The sequence below is a fragment of the Paracidovorax cattleyae genome, from assembly GCF_900104515.1.
Classification (GTDB): Bacteria; Pseudomonadota; Gammaproteobacteria; order Burkholderiales; family Burkholderiaceae_C; genus Paracidovorax; species Paracidovorax cattleyae.
Window position 1 is genome coordinate 26,408 of record NZ_FNJL01000009.1, and the last position, 16,574, is coordinate 42,981.

Consider the following 16,574-nt stretch of genomic DNA (forward strand, 5'->3'; position numbering starts at 1 on the left):
ACCTTGACCTGGCGCAGGCTTTGTCCTCAGCCGGCGAGGTGGTCCAGCAGGGCGCGGGCATGCAGGGGCAGGGCACCCGGTGCCCCGCTGTCGTCCGGGCGCACGCACAGCACCAGTTCCCGCGCGGCCCAGGCATCGGACAGCGCCACGCGCCGGATGCCGGTGGACCGGGCCAGGCGCACAGCCGCCGCGCGCGGCACGATGGCCACCAGGCCAGCGCCCAGCCCCACGAGGCGGCACACGGCATCGACATGCTGCAGCCGGGCGCGGTAGCGCAGCCGCTGGCCCTGCCGCCGCGCCTGCCGGGCGAGGTGGGCCTGCAGGGCGCTGTCGTCCGGCAGGCCGGCGAAATCCTCCCGTGCCGCTTCCGCCAGCGCGATGCGGCCGCGGCCGGCCAGCGGGTGGCCGCGGGGCACCACCAGGTCCAGCGGGTCGGCCACGAAAGGCCGGACCGCCAGGCCCTGCAGGTCGGCGGTGCGCGAGGCGATGCCGATGTCGCACAGGCCGTCGCGCACACCATCGGCCACGTTATCGCTGGAGCGTTCCTGCGCATCCACCGCGATGCGGGGATGCGCCGCCAGGAAGGCCGCCAGCGGCGCGGGCAGGTGCTCGCTCATGGCGGAGGTATTGCAGAGCAGCCGGACGTGTCCGGCCAGGCCGCTGCCGTGCGCGCCGAGTTCGCCGCGCAACTGCTCCACCTGCTGCAGCACGATGCGCGCGTGGTGCGCCAGTGTCTGTCCGGCCGGGGTGGCATGCACCCCGCGCCGGCCCCGCACCAGCAGCGGCGCGCCGAGCGCCTGCTCCATTGCGAGCAGGCGCTCGCTGGCCGACGCCAGCGCCAGGTGCGCCCGTTCCGCACCCGCCGTGATCGTGCCGACCTCGTGCACGTGAAGAAAGAGCCGCAGGTCCGTCAGGTCGAAGCGCATGCGCCACGCTACCACAGATACCCTTTCAGGCTTCGGAAATTCCGGAGGCTGGCCACGGCACATCCGCATGGCGCGCTATGGCGGCGACTTCCAGAATCGCTGTACATGCCGGCCGCATGCAGCGGCAGGGGCGGGAATGGCGGGAATGGCGGACGACGACAGGAGGGAAGCATGGCGGAAGCGGGATGGATGCATGCGTGGGGTGGCACGGCGCCGGGCGCGCTGGCGGCGGTGCTGGTGTTCGTGCTGGCCGGCCTCGTGAAGGGCGTGGTCGGGCTCGGCCTGCCCACCGTGTCCATGGCGCTGCTCGCGCTCTGGATGCCGCCCGCGCAGGCCGCGGCGCTGCTGGTGGTGCCGTCGCTCGCGACCAATGTCTGGCAGATGGGACCCTGGCGAGAGGCGCCCGCGCTGCTGCGGCGGCATGCCGGGCTGCAGGCCGGGATCTGCGCGGGCACCTGGCTGGGCGCATGGTGGCTGGGCCCGCCGCAGGGAGCGGGAGCGCGCATGGCACTGGGCGCGGCGCTGATCGCCTACGCGGGCTGGTCGCTGTCGGGCGCGCGGCTGCCGGCCGTTTCCGGCAGGCATTCCCAGGCGCTGGGGTTCGCCGTGGGGGCTGTTACGGGCGCCGTCACTGCGGCGACGGGCGTGTTCGTGGTGCCGGCCGTTCCCTACCTGCAGGCGCTGGGCCTGCAGCGCGACGCGCTGGTGCGGGCGATGGGGCTGTGCTTCACCGTGTCCACGCTCGCGCTGGGCGCGGGCCTGGCATCGCAGGCCCAGCTGCCGGCCGCCACGCTGGCCGGTTCGGTGTTTTTGCTTGCGCCGGCCCTGGCCGGCATGGCGCTGGGCAACCGCCTGCGCAGGCACCTGTCGCCGGAGGCCTTCCGCCGCTGCCTCATGGCGGGGCTGCTGGCGCTGGGCCTGGGCATGCTGTTCGGCTGACGGGCCCCGGCCCGCCAGGTCAGACGCGCTGCTTGCCGAGCTTGCGGGTCAGCGTGCGGCGGTGCATGCCAAGGCGGCGCGCGGCCTCGGAGATATTGAAGTCCGTCTCGGCCAGCACCTCGTGGATGCGTTCCCACTCCAGGGTCTTGATGGAGCTGGACCGGTTGGTCAGTTCCACCTCGGTATTGCCTTCGGAAAGGCCGAAGGCGGTCTCGATGTCATCGGTGTTGGACGGCTTGGCGAGGTAATGGCATGCGCCGAGCTTCACCGCCTCCACCGCCGTGGCGATGCTCGCAAAGCCGGTCAGCACCACGATGCGCATGCCGGTGTTGCAGGCATGCAGCTTCTGCACGCAGGCCAGGCCCGAGGCCTCGCCCTTGAGCTTGAGGTCCACGACCGCGTAGCCGGGCGCGTGCGCCGCCAGCAGGTCTTCCACGCCGGCCAGGCTGTCGGCATGCAGCACGCGGTAGCCGCGGCGCTCGAAGGAGCGCGCCAGTGTCCTGGCGAGGGCTTCGTCGTCCTCCACGATCAGCAGCAGGCGTTCATCGTCCATGGTGTGCGTGTCCGGTGGGTGGCAGCGCGACCGCCGACAGCGGCAGCCGGATGCTGACCTCGGCGCCGCGCTCCGGCAGGTTGCGGGCCGTGACGCTGCCGCCGAGGGTACGCGCCACGTTCATGGCGAGAAACAGGCCCAGCCCGCCCCCCGCGCGGCCCTTGCTCGACTGGTAGGGCTTGCCGAGCCGCGCCAGGATGGCCGGATCGAACCCGGGGCCGGCGTCGGTCACGGTGATGCGCAGCAGGTCGGCATCGCGTTCGACGGCCATTCCCACCCAGCCGGGCGAGGCGTCCCGTGCATTGTCCAACACATTGAACACCATCTGCTGCAGCATGGTGTCCGACACCATGGGCGTGTCGGCGCCGAAGCGGTTGTCGTAGTCGAACGCGGCGATGGTGCGCGTGGCGCGCCAGTCCCGCGCGAGCGCATCGACGAAGGTGCGCACCGTGGTCTGCGCGGACGCCTCTCCGCGCGCCTCGCCGGCCGACAGCAGGATGCCGCTCACGATGCTCTTGCAGCGCTGCACCTGGACCTGCATTTCCGCGACCTCGTCCTGCAGCGTGCGGTCGGCGGCAAGACGCGCGTCGTGCCGCCAGTCGCCCAGGATGACGGCCATGGTGGACAGCGGCGTGCCGAGTTCGTGGGCCGCGCCCGAGGCCAGCAGGCCCAGGCGCACGATGTGTTCCTCCTCCAGGGCCCGCTGGCGCGCCGCCGAGAGCCGCGCGTCGCGCTGGCGCAGGTTGCGCTCGATGCGGGTGATGAAGATGACCACCAGGATCGCGTTCAGCAGGAAGCACGCCAGCAGGCCCAGCAGGTAGGGGCTGGACAGACCCCGGTGCAGGTCCGCGGACAGGGGCAGCGGCAGGTTGAAGCGCGACAGCGCCGCGAAGCAGCAGGTGGTGATCGCCACGATCGACCAGATGTAGCCGCCGCGCAGCAGCACCGCGCCGACCGCGATCTGCAGCAGGTAGAGGAAGACGAACGGGTTGCCGGTGCCGCCGCTCAGGTAGAGCTGCACCGTGAGCACGGCCACGTCGATCAGCAGCGCCAGGAACAGCTCCACGTTCCGCACGCCGTGCCCGGTGCGCCAGCGCACCAGGCTGACGAGGTTGAACAGCACCAGGCAGCCCACCACCATGAGCATCTCGCGCACCGGCAGCGACAGCCCGAGGCTGTAGTAGGCGACCTCGATGGTGAACACCTGGCCGATGGCGGCCACCCAGCGCAGCTGGATCAGCTGGTGCAGGTTCTTGAGGCCCGCGGCCGCGTTCGCGTAGCGGGCATTGCGCGCCGAGGGCGTGGCCGGCGCGGGGGGCGGCGCTGCCGCTGCCGCGGCGGCCGGACCGTCAGCGCGGTGGCTGTCGGGTGGAGGAGGAAGGGGTGGAGGAGCGGGGGAGGGCACGGTCGGCGGCGCGCAGGCGAAACTCGTAGCGTGCCACATACCAGCCCGCAGCAGCAACCATCAGCGCGAGCCCGTACCAGGTGATCGCATAGACGAGGTGGCTGTTGGGGAAGCGGATCACCGTCATGCCGGGGCGGGGCCAGGGGCCCGGGTGGCCGGCCGAGGCGGGCGGGGTCTCCTGGACTGCCACGGACGTGCCCCGTGCCGGCAGCCCGGCATCGATGAAGAACGGTGCCGCGTGCGCGAGCTGCCGGTCCGCGGCGATGGCGGCGACGTCGCGCGAGTACCAGCGCTGCTGCGCCGGATCGTTGGCGCGCAGCAGGCTGCCGCCCGGCTCGCTCATGCGCAGCAGGCCCTGCACGGAGGCCTGCGCGTCGCCCGCGTCCACGGTGGCCAGTGCTTCGCCGCCGGGCAGCCAGCGCGCGCGCTGGTCCTGCGGCACGAAGCCGCGGTTGACCAGTACCTGCGTGCCGTCGGCCTGCTGCAGCGGCGTCATCACCCAGAAGCCCGAGCCCAGATCGGTGGTGGCCTGCGCGAGCACGGTCCGGTCGGAGAGCCAGCGGCCCGTGGCAGCGACGGGCAGGTATTCGTAGCCGGCGGCGTCCACCTGCGGCCACTGCGCGGGCGGTGGCACGGGCACGGGCGCGGCATGCACGCGCTGGTCCACGCGCTCGATCAGCGCCAGCTTCCAGGCCCGGCGCTGCACCTGCCAGGTGCCCAGGGCCAGGAAACCCAAAAACAAGGCGATGCCCACCAGGATGAGCATCGCCTTCAGGAAGGGAGAGCGCCGGCGCGGGCCGGCCTCCGTATTGCCTTGCGCCACCGCGTCGTCAGGGCGCGTTGTTCACCGGCGGGGGCAGGGGCGCCGTGGATGCGGGCATGTTGTGCTCCGGCATCATGTTTGTGTTCATGTGGAACATCACCCACAGCGTGCCGGCGATGGCAATGGCCACGAACACCACGGTGAAGATGGTGGACAGCATGGTCCAGCCGCCTTCCACCTTGCCGTTCATGTGCAGGAAGCAGACCATGTGGACCAGGATCTGCACCACGGCGAAGGCGCCGAGCACCAGCACGGCCGTGCTGCGGTCGGAGATCACCTTGGCCATGACGAGCCAGAACGGGATGGCCGTGAGGATGATCGACAGCACGAAGCCGACCATGTAGCCCGAGAGGGTGCTGTGCGGGCCGTCGTCGTGGTGGTGGTCGTCATGCCCCGCGTGGGCATGTGCGTGTGCGTGCGAATTCTGTGCGCTCATGTTTACAGCACCCCCATCAGGTACACAAAGGTGAAGACGCCGATCCAGACCACATCCAGAAAGTGCCAGAACATCGACAGGCACATCAGGCGGCGCTTGTTCTCTTGGATCAGGCCGTGCTTGCTGATCTGGATCATCAGCACCACCAGCCAGATCAGGCCGAAGGTGACGTGCAGGCCGTGGGTGCCCACCAGCGTGAAGAACGCGGACAGGAAGGCGCTGCGCTGCGGGCCCGCGCCTTCATGGATCAGGTGGTGGAACTCGTAGAGTTCCAGGCCCAGGAAGCACAGGCCGAACAGGCCCGTGACCGCCAGCCAGCCCAGCGTGCCGCCCACGTTGCCCTTCTGCTTCTGCAGCATGGCGAAGCCGAAGGTGATCGACGACAGCAGCAGGAAGGCCGTGTTGATGGCCACCAGCGAGAGGTCGAACAGCTGCGCGCCGGTCGGGCCGGCGGCATAGCTGCGGCCCAGCACGCCGTAGGTGGCGAACAGTGCGGCGAAGATGAGGCAGTCGCTCATCAGGTAGAGCCAGAAGCCCAGCGCGGTGCCGTTCTCTGGATGGGGCTCCTCCGCGAGGTGGTAGTCGCGGGAAGCCAGGGCGCCTGCGGCGCCGGCTTGGTATCGGATATCAGACATGGGAGCGGGCGAGTTGGAGAGTGCGGGCTTCTTCGGTCGTGTTGACTTCATCGGCAGGGATGTAGAAGTCGCGCTTGTAGTTGAACGTGTGGATGATCGCGGCCAGCACGATGCCCAGGAACGACACGCCTGCGAGCAGCCACATGTGCCAGATCAGCGCGAAGCCGAGCACCAGCGAGAAGCCGGAGATCACCGCGCCCGCGCCGGTGTTGGCCGGCATGTGGATCGGCTGGTAGCCGGCCAGGGGACGCTTGTAGCCATGCTTCTTCATGTCCCACCAGGCATCGATCTCGTGCACGCAGGGCGTGAAGGCGAAGTTGTACTGCGGCGGGGGCGAGGAGGTGGCCCATTCCAGCGTGCGGGCGTCCCACGGGTCGCCGGTGAAGTCGCGCAGCTGGTCGCGCTTGAGGTAGCTCACCACGAGCTGCATCAGGAAGCAGCCGATGCCCAGGGCGATGAGGCCCGCGCCGGCGGCGGCGATCACGAACCAGATCTGCAGGGATGGATCCTCGAAGTGGTTGACGCGGCGCGTCACGCCCATCAGGCCCAGGACGTACAGGGGCGCGAACGCCACCCAGAAGCCCACCACCCACAGCCAGAAGGAGCGCAGGCCCCAGGTGCGGTCCAGCTTGTAGCCGAAGGCCTTGGGGAACCAGTAGTTGATGCCGGCGAACAGGCCGAACAGCACGCCGCCGATGATCACGTTGTGGAAGTGGGCGATCAGGAACAGGCTGTTGTGCAGCACGAAGTCGGCCGGGGGCACGGCCAGCAGCACGCCGGTCATGCCGCCGATGGCGAAGGTGGCCATGAACGCCACGGTCCACATCATGGGCAGCTCGAAGCGGATGCGGCCCTTGTACATGGTGAACAGCCAGTTGAAGATCTTCGCGCCCGTCGGGATCGAGATGATCATCGTCGTGATGCCGAAGAAGGTGTTCACGCTGGCGCCGGAGCCCATCGTGAAGAAGTGGTGCAGCCAGACCAGGTACGACAGGATGGTGATCACCACCGTGGCATAGACCATGGAGGTGTAGCCGAACAGGCGCTTGCGGCAGAACGTGGCGACCACTTCGGAGAAGATGCCGAATGCGGGCAGCACCAGGATGTACACCTCGGGGTGGCCCCAGATCCAGATCAGGTTCACGTACAGCATCGGGTTGCCGCCGAAGTCGTTCGTGAAGAAGTTCGTGCCGACATAGCGGTCCAGCGACATCAGCACCAGGGCGGCCGTCAGCACGGGGAAGGACGCCACGATCAGGGCGTTGGTGCACAGGGACGTCCAGGTGAAGATGGGCATCTTCATCAGGTTCATGCCGGGTGCGCGCATCTTGATGATCGTGACGATCAGGTTGATGCCCGAGAGCGTGGTGCCCACCCCCGCGACCTGCAGCGCCCATATGTAGTAGTCGAGCCCGGTCCCCGGGTTCTGCGCCCCCAGGTTGGAGAGGGCCAGCCAGCCGGAGGTGGAGAACTCGCCCAGGAACAGCGAGATCATCACCAGGATGGCGCCGGCGGTGGTCATCCAGAAGCTGAAGTTGTTCAGGAACGGGAAGGCCACGTCGCGCGCGCCGATCTGCAGCGGAACGACGTAGTTCATCAGGCCGGTGACCAGCGGCATCGCCACGAAGAAGATCATGATCACGCCGTGGGCGGTGAAGATCTGGTCGTAGTGGTGCGGCGGCAGGTAGCCCATGTTGTCGCCGAAGGCGACGGCCTGCTGCAGGCGCATCATCACCGCGTCGGCGAAGCCGCGCAGCAGCATCACGATGCCCAGGATCATGTACATGATCCCGATCTTCTTGTGGTCAATGCTGCAGATCCAGTCGTGCCACAGCGGGCCCCACAGGCGGAAGCGGGTGACCACGGCCAGCACGGCGAGGCCGCCCAGCATCACGGCGATGAAGGTCCACAGCACGATGGGTTCGTGCGCCATCGGCACGGAGTCCCAGGTAAGCCGTCCCAGGGCCCAGTGGGACGCAGTAATTTGTTCGGAGGACATATCGGGTTTCTTCTGGTGGGGGCCGGCGCCGCTCGCGCGTCAACGGCCCTGCAGGGTCATTGCGGGGTGGCGGCGGTCGCGGTCTCGCGCGTCGTTTCCAGGGAGGCGATCACGCGCGCGGAGTTCTCGGCCGTGCACACGTCCTGGGGCAGGTTCAGGCCGGCGGCCTTGAGGTAGGCCTCGCCGCCGTTGGCATCGATGGCCATCATGTGGTGCATGCACATCTTGCCGTCCTCGACGCAGCGGTTGAGCACCTTCTCGTAGAGCCCGGCTTCCACGGAAGCGAAGCGCTCCACGGGGTTGCGCTCGCTGGGCTTGGCGAGGGCGAGGTAGGTCCTGCTGTCCAGCGCCTTGCCGGAGCCCTTGGCGTCGGCGACCCACTTGTCGAAGTCGCCGTCGCTCAGGCCGTGGAACTTGAACGTCATGCCGGAGAAGCCCGGGCCGCTGTAGTGCGACGAGAAGCCGTGGTACACGCCCGCCTTGTTGATGATGGCGTTCAGCTCGGTCTGCATGCCGGGCATGGTGTAGATCATGCCGGCCAGGTCGGGCACGTAGAACGCGTTCATCGTGGACGTGGACGTCAGCTTGAAGACGATGGGGCGGTCCACGGGGGCGGCCACCTCGTTCACCGTGGCGATGCCCTGCTCCGGATAGAAGAAGGCCCACTTCCAGTCCATGGCCACCACCTGGATCTCCAGCGGCTTGACGCTGGCGGGCAGCGCGCGGGCCGCGTCGATGCGGTCGAGGGGACGGTACGGATCCAGCTTGTGGGTGCTGATCCAGGTCAGCGCCCCGAGGGCGATGATGATCATCAGCGGCACGGTCCAGATCACCAGCTCCAGCGTGGTGGAGTGGTGCCAGTCGGGGTCGTACTCGGCCTCCGTGTTCGTCTGGCGGTACTTCCAGGCGAAGAGGAAGGTGAGCAGGATCACCGGGACGATGATGATCAGCATCAGCAGCGTGGCGGTGACCACCAGCTGGCCTTGCTGTGCGGCGACGTCACCCGCCGGATTGAGGACGACGGCCTTGCTGCAGCCGGCGAGGCTTGCAGCCAGGGCGGCCGCGCCGAGCCATGCGGGCCCGCGGAGTTTCATGGTTTTCAGCATGCTTTGGGAGGCGTAACGAAAAGCGCGTTCAGGGCAAACGCGGATTACAGGACCGGGCAAATGTAATACTTTGGAAGGCTCTGTCGATTGGACATTTTGTCCAAGGTCAAGGCACGCGCCGCCAGCACGGGCTGGCGCGGGCTGCAGCCCGATGAGCGCAAAACCATGGTTTGTGTAAGGGTTTGTCCGACCCTGCCTCAGGGAAAAGTCGCCTTGTAGGGGCCATGGCCGGGGTGTAGAACGGAAGCCGTGTTCAGCATGAATCGAGGAGCGTTCATATGAGTGGGCTAGCTGCTTCCCCTTACCCCGCCGGGAATTTCCACCACGAGGAATCCCTGTCCCATGCGGACACCCATGAAGAAGCCACGCCCAGCGAGATCGCGGTCGGCGTGATCATCGGGCGTTCGTCCGAGTATTTCGACTTCTTCGTCTTCGGGATCGCCTGCGTGCTGGTATTCCCGTCCTTCGTCTTTCCCTTCATGACGCGCCTGGACGGCACGCTGATGGCCTTCGCGATCTTCGCGCTGGCCTTCGTCGTGCGCCCGGTCGGCACGGCCATCTCGATGGCGGTGCAGCGGCGCTGGGGGCGCGGCACCAAGCTCACGCTCGCCCTGTTCCTGCTGGGTGCCTCCACGGCGGGCATGGCCTTCCTGCCGAGCTACAACAGCGCGGGCCACATCGCCATCATCGCGCTGGTCGTGCTGCGCCTGGGTCAGGGCCTGGCCCTGGGCGGCACCTGGGACGGGCTGCCGTCCCTGCTGGCTATGTCCGCCCCGCAGGAGCGGCGCGGCTGGTACGCCATGATCGGGCAGCTGGGCGCGCCGGTCGGCTTCGCGCTCGCGGCCAGCCTGTTCGCCTATCTCTACAGCAACCTGTCGGTGCAGGAATTCCTCGACTGGGGCTGGCGCTTTCCGTTCTTCGTCGCCTTCGCGATCAACGTGGTGGCGCTCTTCGCCCGCCTGCGCCTGATCGTCGGCCAGTCCTATACCGAGATGCTGCAGCAGCGCGAGCTGGAGCCGGTGAGCGTGCTGGAGCTCATGCGCAGCGAAGGCCGCAACGTGTTCCTGGGTGCCTTCGCCGCGCTGGCCAGCTTCGCGCTCTTCCACGTGGTCACGGTGTTCCCGCTGTCCTGGATCTCGATGTATTCCGAGCAGTCCATCACCCACGTGCTGGGCGTGCAGATCGCCGGCGCCTTCTGCGCGGCCATCGCCATCGCCATCTCCGGCCGGCTGGCCGACCGGGTGGGCCGCCGCAACACCCTGGGCGCCATGGCCTGCCTGATCGGGGTCTTCAGCCTGGTCACGCCGTGGCTGCTCAGCAGCGGCACGGTGGGCAACAACATCTTCATCCTGGTGGGCTTCGTGCTGCTGGGCCTGTCGTATGGCCAGGCTTCCGGCACGGTGACGGCCAATTTCTCGCCGCGCTTCCGCTATACGGGTGCCGCGCTGTCGGCCGATCTGGCCTGGCTGGTCGGTGCCGCGTTCGCCCCGCTGGTCGCCCTGGGCCTGTCGGCCAAGTTCGGGCTGATCGCGGTGAGCGTGTACCTGCTGTCCGGCGTGGTCTGCACGCTGCTGGCGCTGCGGATCAACCGCCTGATCGAGCGCCGCGAATGAACCGTTGAGAGGAGCGGTGCGCCCCGGGCGTGCCGCCGCACGGGGAGAAGCGCACAAAGGAAAAGCCCGCGTCAAGCGGGCTTTTCCTTTGCGGGGTGTGCAGCGGGCGGTGCAGCAGGCCGATCGGGGGCCGGGCGGCTGCGGGGCGCGCGTTATTGCAGGATCTGCGTCAGGTCCAGTGCCGAGGTCAGGTCGCCCATGGGCTGGCCGCCATTCTTCACCAGGGCGGCATCGCGCTGCGCGAGGCCCGGCAGGGTATCCAGGCCCCAGCGGCGCGTGATGAAGCGCAGGGTGGATGCCGTGTCGTACTGCGTGTGGTCCACCACGCCGTGCCTGGCCCAGGGCGAGATGATCAGCGCCGGGATCCGCGTGCCCGGGCCCCAGAGGTCGCCCTTGGGCACGGCCTTGTGGTCCCAGAAGCCGCCGTTCTCGTCATAGGTCACGACGATCAGCATGTTCTTCCATTGCGGGCTGGCCTGCAGCTGGGCGATCACGCTGGCGATGTGTGCGTCGCCGTCGGCCACGCTGGCATAGCCGGGGTGCTGGTTGAGGTTGCCCTGCGGCTTGTAGAAGCTCACGGCCGGCAGCTGGCCTGCGGCGGCGTCCTGCAGGAACTGCGTGTCGAAATCCTTCATGTGCTGCGCGCGGTAGGCCGCGGTGGCGGACTGGGTCGGATCGAACTTCGCGTAGTAGTTGAACGGCTGGTGGTGGAACTGGAAGTTCGGCGCGGGCCGGGCGAAGGCGCGGTCGGTGATGGCCGATGCCAGCGTGGCGTTGTAGCCACCCGCGTACCAGGCCCAGCCCACGTTCTTCCTGTCGAGCAGGTCGGCGATGGTGGTGGCAGTCTGCGGGGGCAGCGTGGTGGCCTTGGCCGGATCCGCGGTCAGGTTGCTCGCGCCGCTGGCCGGGGCGTTGGAGCTGGGCTGGTAGGCCGGCTGCATCGTGTTGATCGCATAGAACTTGCCGTCGCCGGCATAGTTCTTCGGGGCGATGTTGCTGCTGTTGACGAACACCGGCGGGCCGGAGATGGCGGATGCGGGCGAGTTGGCCGCCACGGTGAGGCGGGGCAGGAAGGTGCCGGAGGTGTCCTGGTCCACGGCCGAGATCGACCCCTTGGCGGCCGAGGTGTCGGCATTCGGGTATTCGGGCGCGCACGCGCACACCAGGTACTGGTGGTTCAGGAAGGAACCACCGAAGGCGCCCATGAAGAAGTTGTCGGCCAGCACGTATTTCTGGGCCAGCTTCCACAGCTGCATGTTGCTGCCGTCGTAGTAGCCCATGGTGAGGCCGCCCGAATCCGCCCAGGCGGCGAACTTGTCGTTGCGGCCGCCGTTGATCTGCATCTGGTTCTCGAAGAAGCGGTGGTAGAGATCGCGCGTGATTACGTTCGGCCCGACCTGCACGCCGGTGGTCTGGAAGCCGGATGCGGCGTCGATCTGGAAGGGGCGGTTGTCCTGGCTGGCGGTGCTGCCTTCCGGCACGGTGACCGACTGGCCCGAGGCGGTGACGCCGCCCCAGACCTTGGGCAGCTTGGCGAGCACGGAGCCCGCCGCGTCGCGGTCCACCTGCGGCAGGTAGCTGCCGGAGGCAGACGGATTCACGCCGGGGATGCCGTCGGCGCCGGGGTAGAGGCCGTAGAGGTTGTCGAAGCCGCGGTTTTCCGCGTAGATCACCACGACGTTCTGAATGCGCTGCTGCAGCAGGCTGTCATAGGAGGAGCCGTCGCTGCCGCCACAGGCGGACAGCAGGGCGGCCGCGGCGGCGGCCAGGGGGAGGAGGCGAAGGGTGGGTTTCATGGTGGTGCGCTGTTGTGAATGGTTTTATGCGAGGTGCATTGTGGTAAAGCGGCTGTGTCCGGCGCATGACAGATGGCCGTCATGAAGCTGACATGGCCGCGGCGCATGCTGGCGCGCAGCGTTTTTTGCGGAGCTTCTTCCCGTCCCATGACTTCTCCTGCGCGCATGTTCCCGGCCTCCCGGCGTTTTCTTCGTTGGAGCGGCCCGGCCTGCGTGCTGGCCGCTGCAGGCGTGCTGGCCGGCCTGGGGGTGTGGATGCGGGGCGCTGCCGCGTCGGGCGTGGCGCCGGTGGCCGCACGGCCCGCGGCGTCGTCCGGTGCCGCGCCGCCCGATGCGAACCGGATGCAGATGGCGGCGCAGCCGGACTTCGCGCGCATGCAGGCCGTGGGGCAGGCCATGTTCTTCGACCAGGGGCTGTCGGCGTCGGGCCGGGTGTCCTGCGCGAGCTGCCATGATCCGGCGCACGCGTTCGGGCCGCCCAACGGCCTTGCGGTGCAGCCCGGCGGCGCCGATGGCGCGGCCCTGGGCGTGCGGGCAGCGCCGTCCCTGCGCTACCAGCAGAACGTGCCGCCCTTCACCATGCACCGCTTCGACGACGATTTCGACGAAAGCGTGGACCAGGGCGCCTCGGGCGGCCATACCTGGGACGGCCGCGCGAGCACGCTGCACGAGCAGGCGGCCATCCCGCTGCTGGCGCCGCACGAGATGGCCAATGCGAACCCCGCGGCAGTGGTGAAGCGGCTGCGGCGGGCGCCCTATGCGGCGCAGTTCCGGCAGACCTTCGGCGCCGATGCGCTGGACGACGACGCGCGGGGCTTCCAGTGGGCCACGCTGGCGCTGGAAATGTTCCAGCAGGACCCGGCGCGCTTCTACCCCTACAGCAGCCGGTACGACGACTACCTCCGCGGCAAGAGGGCGCTGTCGGCACGCGAAATGCGCGGGCTCGCGCTCTTCAACGACGCGAAGAAGGGCAACTGCGCGTCCTGCCACCTGAGCGAGGTCAGCCCCAACAACGGGGCGTTTCCCGCTTTCTCGGATTTCGGGCACATCGCCATCGGCGTGCCGCGCAACCGCATGCTGCCGGCCAACCGGGACCCGTCGTTCCACGACCTGGGCACCTGCGCCACGCTGCCGGCCGGTACGGACGGCAAGGAGCGCGAGGCGCTCTGCGGCGCCTTCCGCACGCCCAGCCTGCGCAACGCGGCGGTGCGGCAGGCCTTTTTCCACAACGGGGTCGTCCACAGCCTGGAAGAGGCGGTGCGCTTCTACGCCACGCGCGACACCGACCCGCAGCGCTGGTATCCCTACCCGCCGCGCGCGCGGGGCGCGCATCCGCGCTATGACGATCTGCCGGCCGAATATGCCGGCAACGTCAACCGGGAAGCGCCGTTCGACCGCGAGCCCGGCGAGGCGCCCCGGCTGACCGAGGCCGAGATCGGCGACGTGGTGGCGTTCCTGCGCACGCTGACCGACCAGGATGCCGTGCCGGCCATGGAAGCGGTGGCGCGGGGCGGCCGGCGTTCCGCCGTGGCCCGGGCGGGGGCGGGTGCCCGGGGCGCTGCGGCAGCGCACTGAGCCGGCCCGGGACGCCGTGCCGGCCTTGCTGGAGGTGCCGGCCCTCGCCCGCGCCTCAGCCCGTGATCTGCCCGCGACCCGCCCGGTGAGGGCGGCACCCGCGGGTCAGTCCCTGGGCCGGAAGCCGATGACCAGCGAGGAGGGCACGCGGCCGTCCACGTCGCGCGGCAGGGTGTCGGTCTTCTCCAGCGCGCGCACCACGGCGTCGTCCCAGGACTTGTTGCCGCTGGACTTGGTGACGCGGATGCCCACGATGGTGCCGTCGGGCGAGGCGCGCACTTCCACCTCGGTGCGCAGGTTGTCGGAGATGGCGTCCGGATAGACGATGTTCGGCCGCACCTTGGCCGCGACCTTGCCGCCATAGCTGCCCGACGGGCCGGAACTGCGCTGGGCGTTGCCGGTGGCGGTTTCACCTCCGGTGGCTCCTGCCAGGCCCTGCATGCGGCGCAGGTTCTCCTGGCGCAGCGCTTCCACGCGCTTGGCTTCCGCGGCGTCGGCCTTGCGCTTTTCATCCGCCTTGCGCTTGTCTTCCGCCTGCTTCTTCTGCAGCTGCTCCTGCCGTTCCTTCTCGGCCTGCTGCTTTTCCAGCTTCTCCTGCTGCTCGCGGCGATCCTTTTCGCGCTGTTCTTTCTCGCGCTGTTGCTGCTGGTCCTTCTCGCGCTGCGCCTTCTCCTTCTGCTGGCGTTCCTTCTTGTCCTGCTCGGCCTGCTCCTTGCGCTCGCGTTCGCGCCGGTCCTGTTCGGCCTGCAGCTGGCGTTCCTTCTTTTCCTGTTCGAGGCGCTTCTTTTCGCGCTCGATGGCGATGTCGGCCTCGCGCGGGTCGGGCGCGGCCTTCGGGGGCGGTGGAGGCGGCGGCGGGGCCGGCGCGGGCGGCGGAGGCGCAGGGGGCGTGGGCTGCGGCGCCGGCTGGGGCGGTGGCGGCGGGGCGACCGCGGCCGGTGCGGCCTGCTGTGGCAGGGCGGACCAGATCTCGGCCTCGATGGCGGGCTGGTCGGCGCTGGTCTTCCAGTTCACGCCCCAGGTCAGGGCGCCGATGAGCGCCACGTGGACCAGGACGGCGAGCGCGACGGCGCGCAGGCGTCCCGGCGGACGCGTGGGGGCGAACTGGTCTCGGTCGTTGTGGGCGTGCATCGCGTTCGGGAGCGGCTCCGGGGATCGGCGTCGGGGGCGGAGGGTGTGCGGGGCGTCAGCCGCCCGACTTGACGGTGAGGCCCACGCGCTGCACGCCCGCGCGCTGCAGAGCGTCCATGGCCTTGACCACGGAGTCGTAGGTCACGTTGCGGTCGGCGGTGACCAGCACGGGCGTGCCGTCTTCCTGCGTGGCCTGCCAGGCCTTGGCGGCGGCGCCGAGTTCCTTGAGCGTCACGGGGCGCTCGAGGTCGCCCGTCTTGAGCTGCAGGCTGCCGTCCTTCTGGACGATGACCTGGCCGAAGGCCTTGGGCGCCTTGGCGCCCTTGCCGACGGTGGGCACGTCGATCCGGCTGGGGGTGAGCATGGGCGCGGTCACCATGAAGATGATGAGCAGCACCAGCATCACGTCGATGAAGGGGACCATGTTGATCTCGTTCATCGAGCGGCGGCGGCTGCCGCCGCGCGAGGCCATGGTGGGCATGGGAGGCTCCTTCGCGTGCGTGGCGGGTCAGTGGCCCGAGGCGGAGGCCGGTGCCGCGCCCAGGTTGCGCTGCAGGATGTTCGAGAATTCCTCGATGAAGGTTTCCTGGTGGATGGCCACGCGGTCGATGTCGCGCGCGAAGCGGTTGTAGGCCACCACGGCGGGAATGGCGGCGAACAGGCCGATCGCCGTGGCCACCAGGGCCTCGGCGATGCCGGGCGCCACCGTGGCGAGCGTGACCTGCTCCATGCCCGCGAAGCCGGTGAAGGCGTGCATGATGCCCCATACGGTGCCGAACAGGCCGACGTAGGGGCTCACCGAGGCGACCGAGCCGAGGAAGGACAGGCTCGACTCCACCACGTCCATTTCGCGCTGGAAGCTCGCGCGCATGGCGCGGCGCGCGCCGTCGAGCAGGGTGCCGGGGTCGGTGATGCGGCGCTCGCGCAGCTTCTGGAACTCGCGCATGCCGCTGGCGAAGATCCGCTCCATGGGGCCGGCGTTCTTGGCGTTCTGCGCGGCACTGGCGTAGAGGTCGTTCAGGCTGGTGCCCGACCAGAACTCGCGCTCGAACTCGTCGTTGAGCGACCGGACGCGCTTGAGCGCGAACAGCTTGCGGAAGATGGCGGCCCAGCTGGCGATGGACACGCCGATCAGCAGCGCCATGACGAGTTGCACCACCCAGCTGGCATTGAGCACCAGGTGCAGGATGGACATGTCTTGCGAATTCATGATGATGAGAGTTGTTCCAGAAGGTGGCCGGGAATCCGGGCGGGGCGCAGCGTGGCGGCGTCGACCCATCCGATGCGAACGGAGCCCTCGCACAGGGGCGAAGGCTCCGATTCTGTCATGTGCTCCGATTTCAGGAGCGCTCGCTGGCGTATTGTCAGGGATGCCCTTCCACTTTCCTCGAGCGCGGCCGTAACAATCAGTTCATCGTCCAGCCGGGCGGGGCGCAAATAGCGCACGCGCGCGTCGGTTACGACAAACATGCCCCCCGCGAGTTCCCGCAGCCGTTGCTGCTGCACCCCCAGCGAGCGCAGCCATTCGGTGCGGGCGCGCTCGAAGAAGCGCAGGTAGTTGGCATAGAAGACGATGCCGCCGGCATCCGTGTCTTCCCAGTAGATGCGCACGGGCCATTCGAAGCTCATGGGGCAGT

17 protein-coding genes are annotated in these 16,574 nt (G+C 69.0%); 3 read left to right on the forward strand and 14 right to left on the reverse strand.

Features of this window, described 5'->3' with window-relative positions; all coding sequences use genetic code 11:
- Nucleotides 1-26: 26 nt before the first annotated feature.
- Nucleotides 27-926: a LysR family transcriptional regulator gene (locus tag BLR05_RS08955; protein ID WP_092833851.1), complete on the reverse strand. Its 900-nt coding sequence runs from the start codon at nucleotides 924-926 to the stop codon at nucleotides 27-29.
- 171 nt (nucleotides 927-1,097) lie between these two features.
- Between BLR05_RS08955 and BLR05_RS08960 the strand changes: the two genes are divergently transcribed.
- Nucleotides 1,098-1,865 carry a sulfite exporter TauE/SafE family protein gene (locus BLR05_RS08960; RefSeq protein WP_092833853.1) on the forward strand — a complete coding sequence of 256 codons (768 nt, stop codon included), beginning with the start codon at nucleotides 1,098-1,100 and terminating at the stop codon, nucleotides 1,863-1,865.
- Nucleotides 1,866-1,884: 19 nt separating this feature from the next.
- Here the strand turns inward: BLR05_RS08960 and BLR05_RS08965 are convergent, their stop codons facing one another.
- Genes BLR05_RS08965 through cyoA form a run of 7 tightly spaced genes read right to left on the reverse strand, consistent with a single transcriptional unit; the run spans nucleotide 1,885 to nucleotide 8,822 of the window.
- Nucleotides 1,885-2,418 (reverse strand): response regulator transcription factor, encoded by a 534-nt coding sequence (locus BLR05_RS08965; RefSeq protein ID WP_092833855.1) that lies wholly within the window; start codon nucleotides 2,416-2,418, stop codon nucleotides 1,885-1,887.
- Entirely contained in the window at nucleotides 2,408-3,823 is a 1,416-nt protein-coding gene (locus tag BLR05_RS08970; protein ID WP_225978904.1) for an ATP-binding protein, read from the reverse strand. The genes BLR05_RS08965 and BLR05_RS08970 overlap by 11 nt, the downstream gene beginning before the upstream one ends.
- Entirely contained in the window at nucleotides 3,768-4,646 is an 879-nt protein-coding gene (locus BLR05_RS08975) for an SURF1 family protein (RefSeq protein WP_092833857.1), read from the reverse strand. Before BLR05_RS08975 ends, BLR05_RS08970 begins: the two co-directional genes overlap by 56 nt.
- 7 nt (nucleotides 4,647-4,653) lie before the next feature.
- A complete protein-coding gene (gene cyoD / locus BLR05_RS08980; protein WP_092833859.1) occupies nucleotides 4,654-5,082 on the reverse strand; it encodes a cytochrome o ubiquinol oxidase subunit IV in 429 nt (142 codons plus the stop codon).
- A gap of 2 nt (nucleotides 5,083-5,084) precedes the next feature.
- Nucleotides 5,085-5,717 (reverse strand): cytochrome o ubiquinol oxidase subunit III, encoded by a 633-nt coding sequence (gene cyoC, locus BLR05_RS08985; protein ID WP_092833861.1) that lies wholly within the window; start codon nucleotides 5,715-5,717, stop codon nucleotides 5,085-5,087.
- A complete protein-coding gene (gene cyoB, locus BLR05_RS08990; protein ID WP_092833863.1) occupies nucleotides 5,710-7,716 on the reverse strand; it encodes a cytochrome o ubiquinol oxidase subunit I in 2,007 nt (668 codons plus the stop codon). Before cyoB ends, cyoC begins: the two co-directional genes overlap by 8 nt.
- Before the next feature lie 56 nt (nucleotides 7,717-7,772).
- Entirely contained in the window at nucleotides 7,773-8,822 is a 1,050-nt protein-coding gene (cyoA, locus tag BLR05_RS08995) for a ubiquinol oxidase subunit II (protein ID WP_092833865.1), read from the reverse strand.
- Nucleotides 8,823-9,100: 278 nt separating this feature from the next.
- On the opposite strand from cyoA, the gene BLR05_RS09000 reads away from it, so the two are divergent.
- Complete coding sequence (locus BLR05_RS09000; RefSeq protein ID WP_092833867.1) at nucleotides 9,101-10,435, forward strand: MFS transporter; 1,335 nt, start codon at nucleotides 9,101-9,103, stop codon at nucleotides 10,433-10,435.
- Nucleotides 10,436-10,587: 152 nt separating this feature from the next.
- Here the strand turns inward: BLR05_RS09000 and acpA are convergent, their stop codons facing one another.
- Both acpA and BLR05_RS26505 read right to left on the reverse strand, forming a co-directional pair.
- Nucleotides 10,588-12,231: an acid phosphatase gene (gene acpA, locus BLR05_RS09005; protein ID WP_092833869.1), complete on the reverse strand. Its 1,644-nt coding sequence runs from the start codon at nucleotides 12,229-12,231 to the stop codon at nucleotides 10,588-10,590.
- Nucleotides 12,228-12,380 (reverse strand): hypothetical protein, encoded by a 153-nt coding sequence (locus BLR05_RS26505; RefSeq protein ID WP_167361225.1) that lies wholly within the window; start codon nucleotides 12,378-12,380, stop codon nucleotides 12,228-12,230. Before BLR05_RS26505 ends, acpA begins: the two co-directional genes overlap by 4 nt.
- Here BLR05_RS26505 and BLR05_RS09010 point away from each other — a divergent pair.
- Nucleotides 12,379-13,806 carry a cytochrome-c peroxidase gene (locus BLR05_RS09010; RefSeq protein ID WP_092834071.1) on the forward strand — a complete coding sequence of 476 codons (1,428 nt, stop codon included), beginning with the start codon at nucleotides 12,379-12,381 and terminating at the stop codon, nucleotides 13,804-13,806. The genes BLR05_RS26505 and BLR05_RS09010 overlap by 2 nt on opposite strands.
- 105 nt (nucleotides 13,807-13,911) lie before the next feature.
- Here the strand turns inward: BLR05_RS09010 and tolA are convergent, their stop codons facing one another.
- The 4 genes from tolA to ybgC are packed head-to-tail and all read right to left on the reverse strand — an operon-like array spanning nucleotide 13,912 to nucleotide 16,566.
- The gene (tolA, locus tag BLR05_RS09015) at nucleotides 13,912-14,937 is read right to left on the reverse strand and encodes a cell envelope integrity protein TolA (RefSeq protein WP_092833871.1); all 1,026 of its coding nucleotides are present in this window, start codon (nucleotides 14,935-14,937) and stop codon (nucleotides 13,912-13,914) included.
- Between the two features lie 55 nt (nucleotides 14,938-14,992).
- Nucleotides 14,993-15,418, reverse strand: a complete 426-nt coding sequence (locus BLR05_RS09020) for an ExbD/TolR family protein (RefSeq protein ID WP_092833873.1) — start codon at nucleotides 15,416-15,418, stop codon at nucleotides 14,993-14,995.
- A gap of 27 nt (nucleotides 15,419-15,445) precedes the next feature.
- Nucleotides 15,446-16,147, reverse strand: coding sequence for a protein TolQ (gene tolQ, locus BLR05_RS09025; protein WP_092833875.1), 702 nt, complete (start codon nucleotides 16,145-16,147; stop codon nucleotides 15,446-15,448).
- Nucleotides 16,144-16,566, reverse strand: coding sequence for a tol-pal system-associated acyl-CoA thioesterase (ybgC, locus tag BLR05_RS09030; protein WP_092833877.1), 423 nt, complete (start codon nucleotides 16,564-16,566; stop codon nucleotides 16,144-16,146). The genes tolQ and ybgC overlap by 4 nt, the downstream gene beginning before the upstream one ends.
- Nucleotides 16,567-16,574 lie beyond the last annotated feature (8 nt).

Coding starts and splice junctions, on each gene's coding strand:
- BLR05_RS08955 (WP_092833851.1), bottom strand. CDS start 926: ATGCGCTTCGACCTGACGGACCTGCGGCTCTTTCTTCACGTGCACGAG.
- BLR05_RS08960 (WP_092833853.1), top strand. CDS start 1,098: ATGGCGGAAGCGGGATGGATGCATGCGTGGGGTGGCACGGCGCCGGGC.
- BLR05_RS08965 (WP_092833855.1), bottom strand. CDS start 2,418: ATGGACGATGAACGCCTGCTGCTGATCGTGGAGGACGACGAAGCCCTC.
- cyoD (WP_092833859.1), bottom strand. CDS start 5,082: ATGAGCGCACAGAATTCGCACGCACACGCACATGCCCACGCGGGGCAT.
- cyoC (WP_092833861.1), bottom strand. CDS start 5,717: ATGTCTGATATCCGATACCAAGCCGGCGCCGCAGGCGCCCTGGCTTCC.
- cyoB (WP_092833863.1), bottom strand. CDS start 7,716: ATGTCCTCCGAACAAATTACTGCGTCCCACTGGGCCCTGGGACGGCTT.
- cyoA (WP_092833865.1), bottom strand. CDS start 8,822: ATGCTGAAAACCATGAAACTCCGCGGGCCCGCATGGCTCGGCGCGGCC.
- BLR05_RS09000 (WP_092833867.1), top strand. CDS start 9,101: ATGAGTGGGCTAGCTGCTTCCCCTTACCCCGCCGGGAATTTCCACCAC.
- acpA (WP_092833869.1), bottom strand. CDS start 12,231: ATGAAACCCACCCTTCGCCTCCTCCCCCTGGCCGCCGCCGCGGCCGCC.
- BLR05_RS09010 (WP_092834071.1), top strand. CDS start 12,379: ATGACTTCTCCTGCGCGCATGTTCCCGGCCTCCCGGCGTTTTCTTCGT.
- BLR05_RS26505 (WP_167361225.1), bottom strand. CDS start 12,380: ATGGGACGGGAAGAAGCTCCGCAAAAAACGCTGCGCGCCAGCATGCGC.
- tolA (WP_092833871.1), bottom strand. CDS start 14,937: ATGCACGCCCACAACGACCGAGACCAGTTCGCCCCCACGCGTCCGCCG.
- BLR05_RS09020 (WP_092833873.1), bottom strand. CDS start 15,418: ATGCCCACCATGGCCTCGCGCGGCGGCAGCCGCCGCCGCTCGATGAAC.
- tolQ (WP_092833875.1), bottom strand. CDS start 16,147: ATGAATTCGCAAGACATGTCCATCCTGCACCTGGTGCTCAATGCCAGC.
- ybgC (WP_092833877.1), bottom strand. CDS start 16,566: ATGAGCTTCGAATGGCCCGTGCGCATCTACTGGGAAGACACGGATGCC.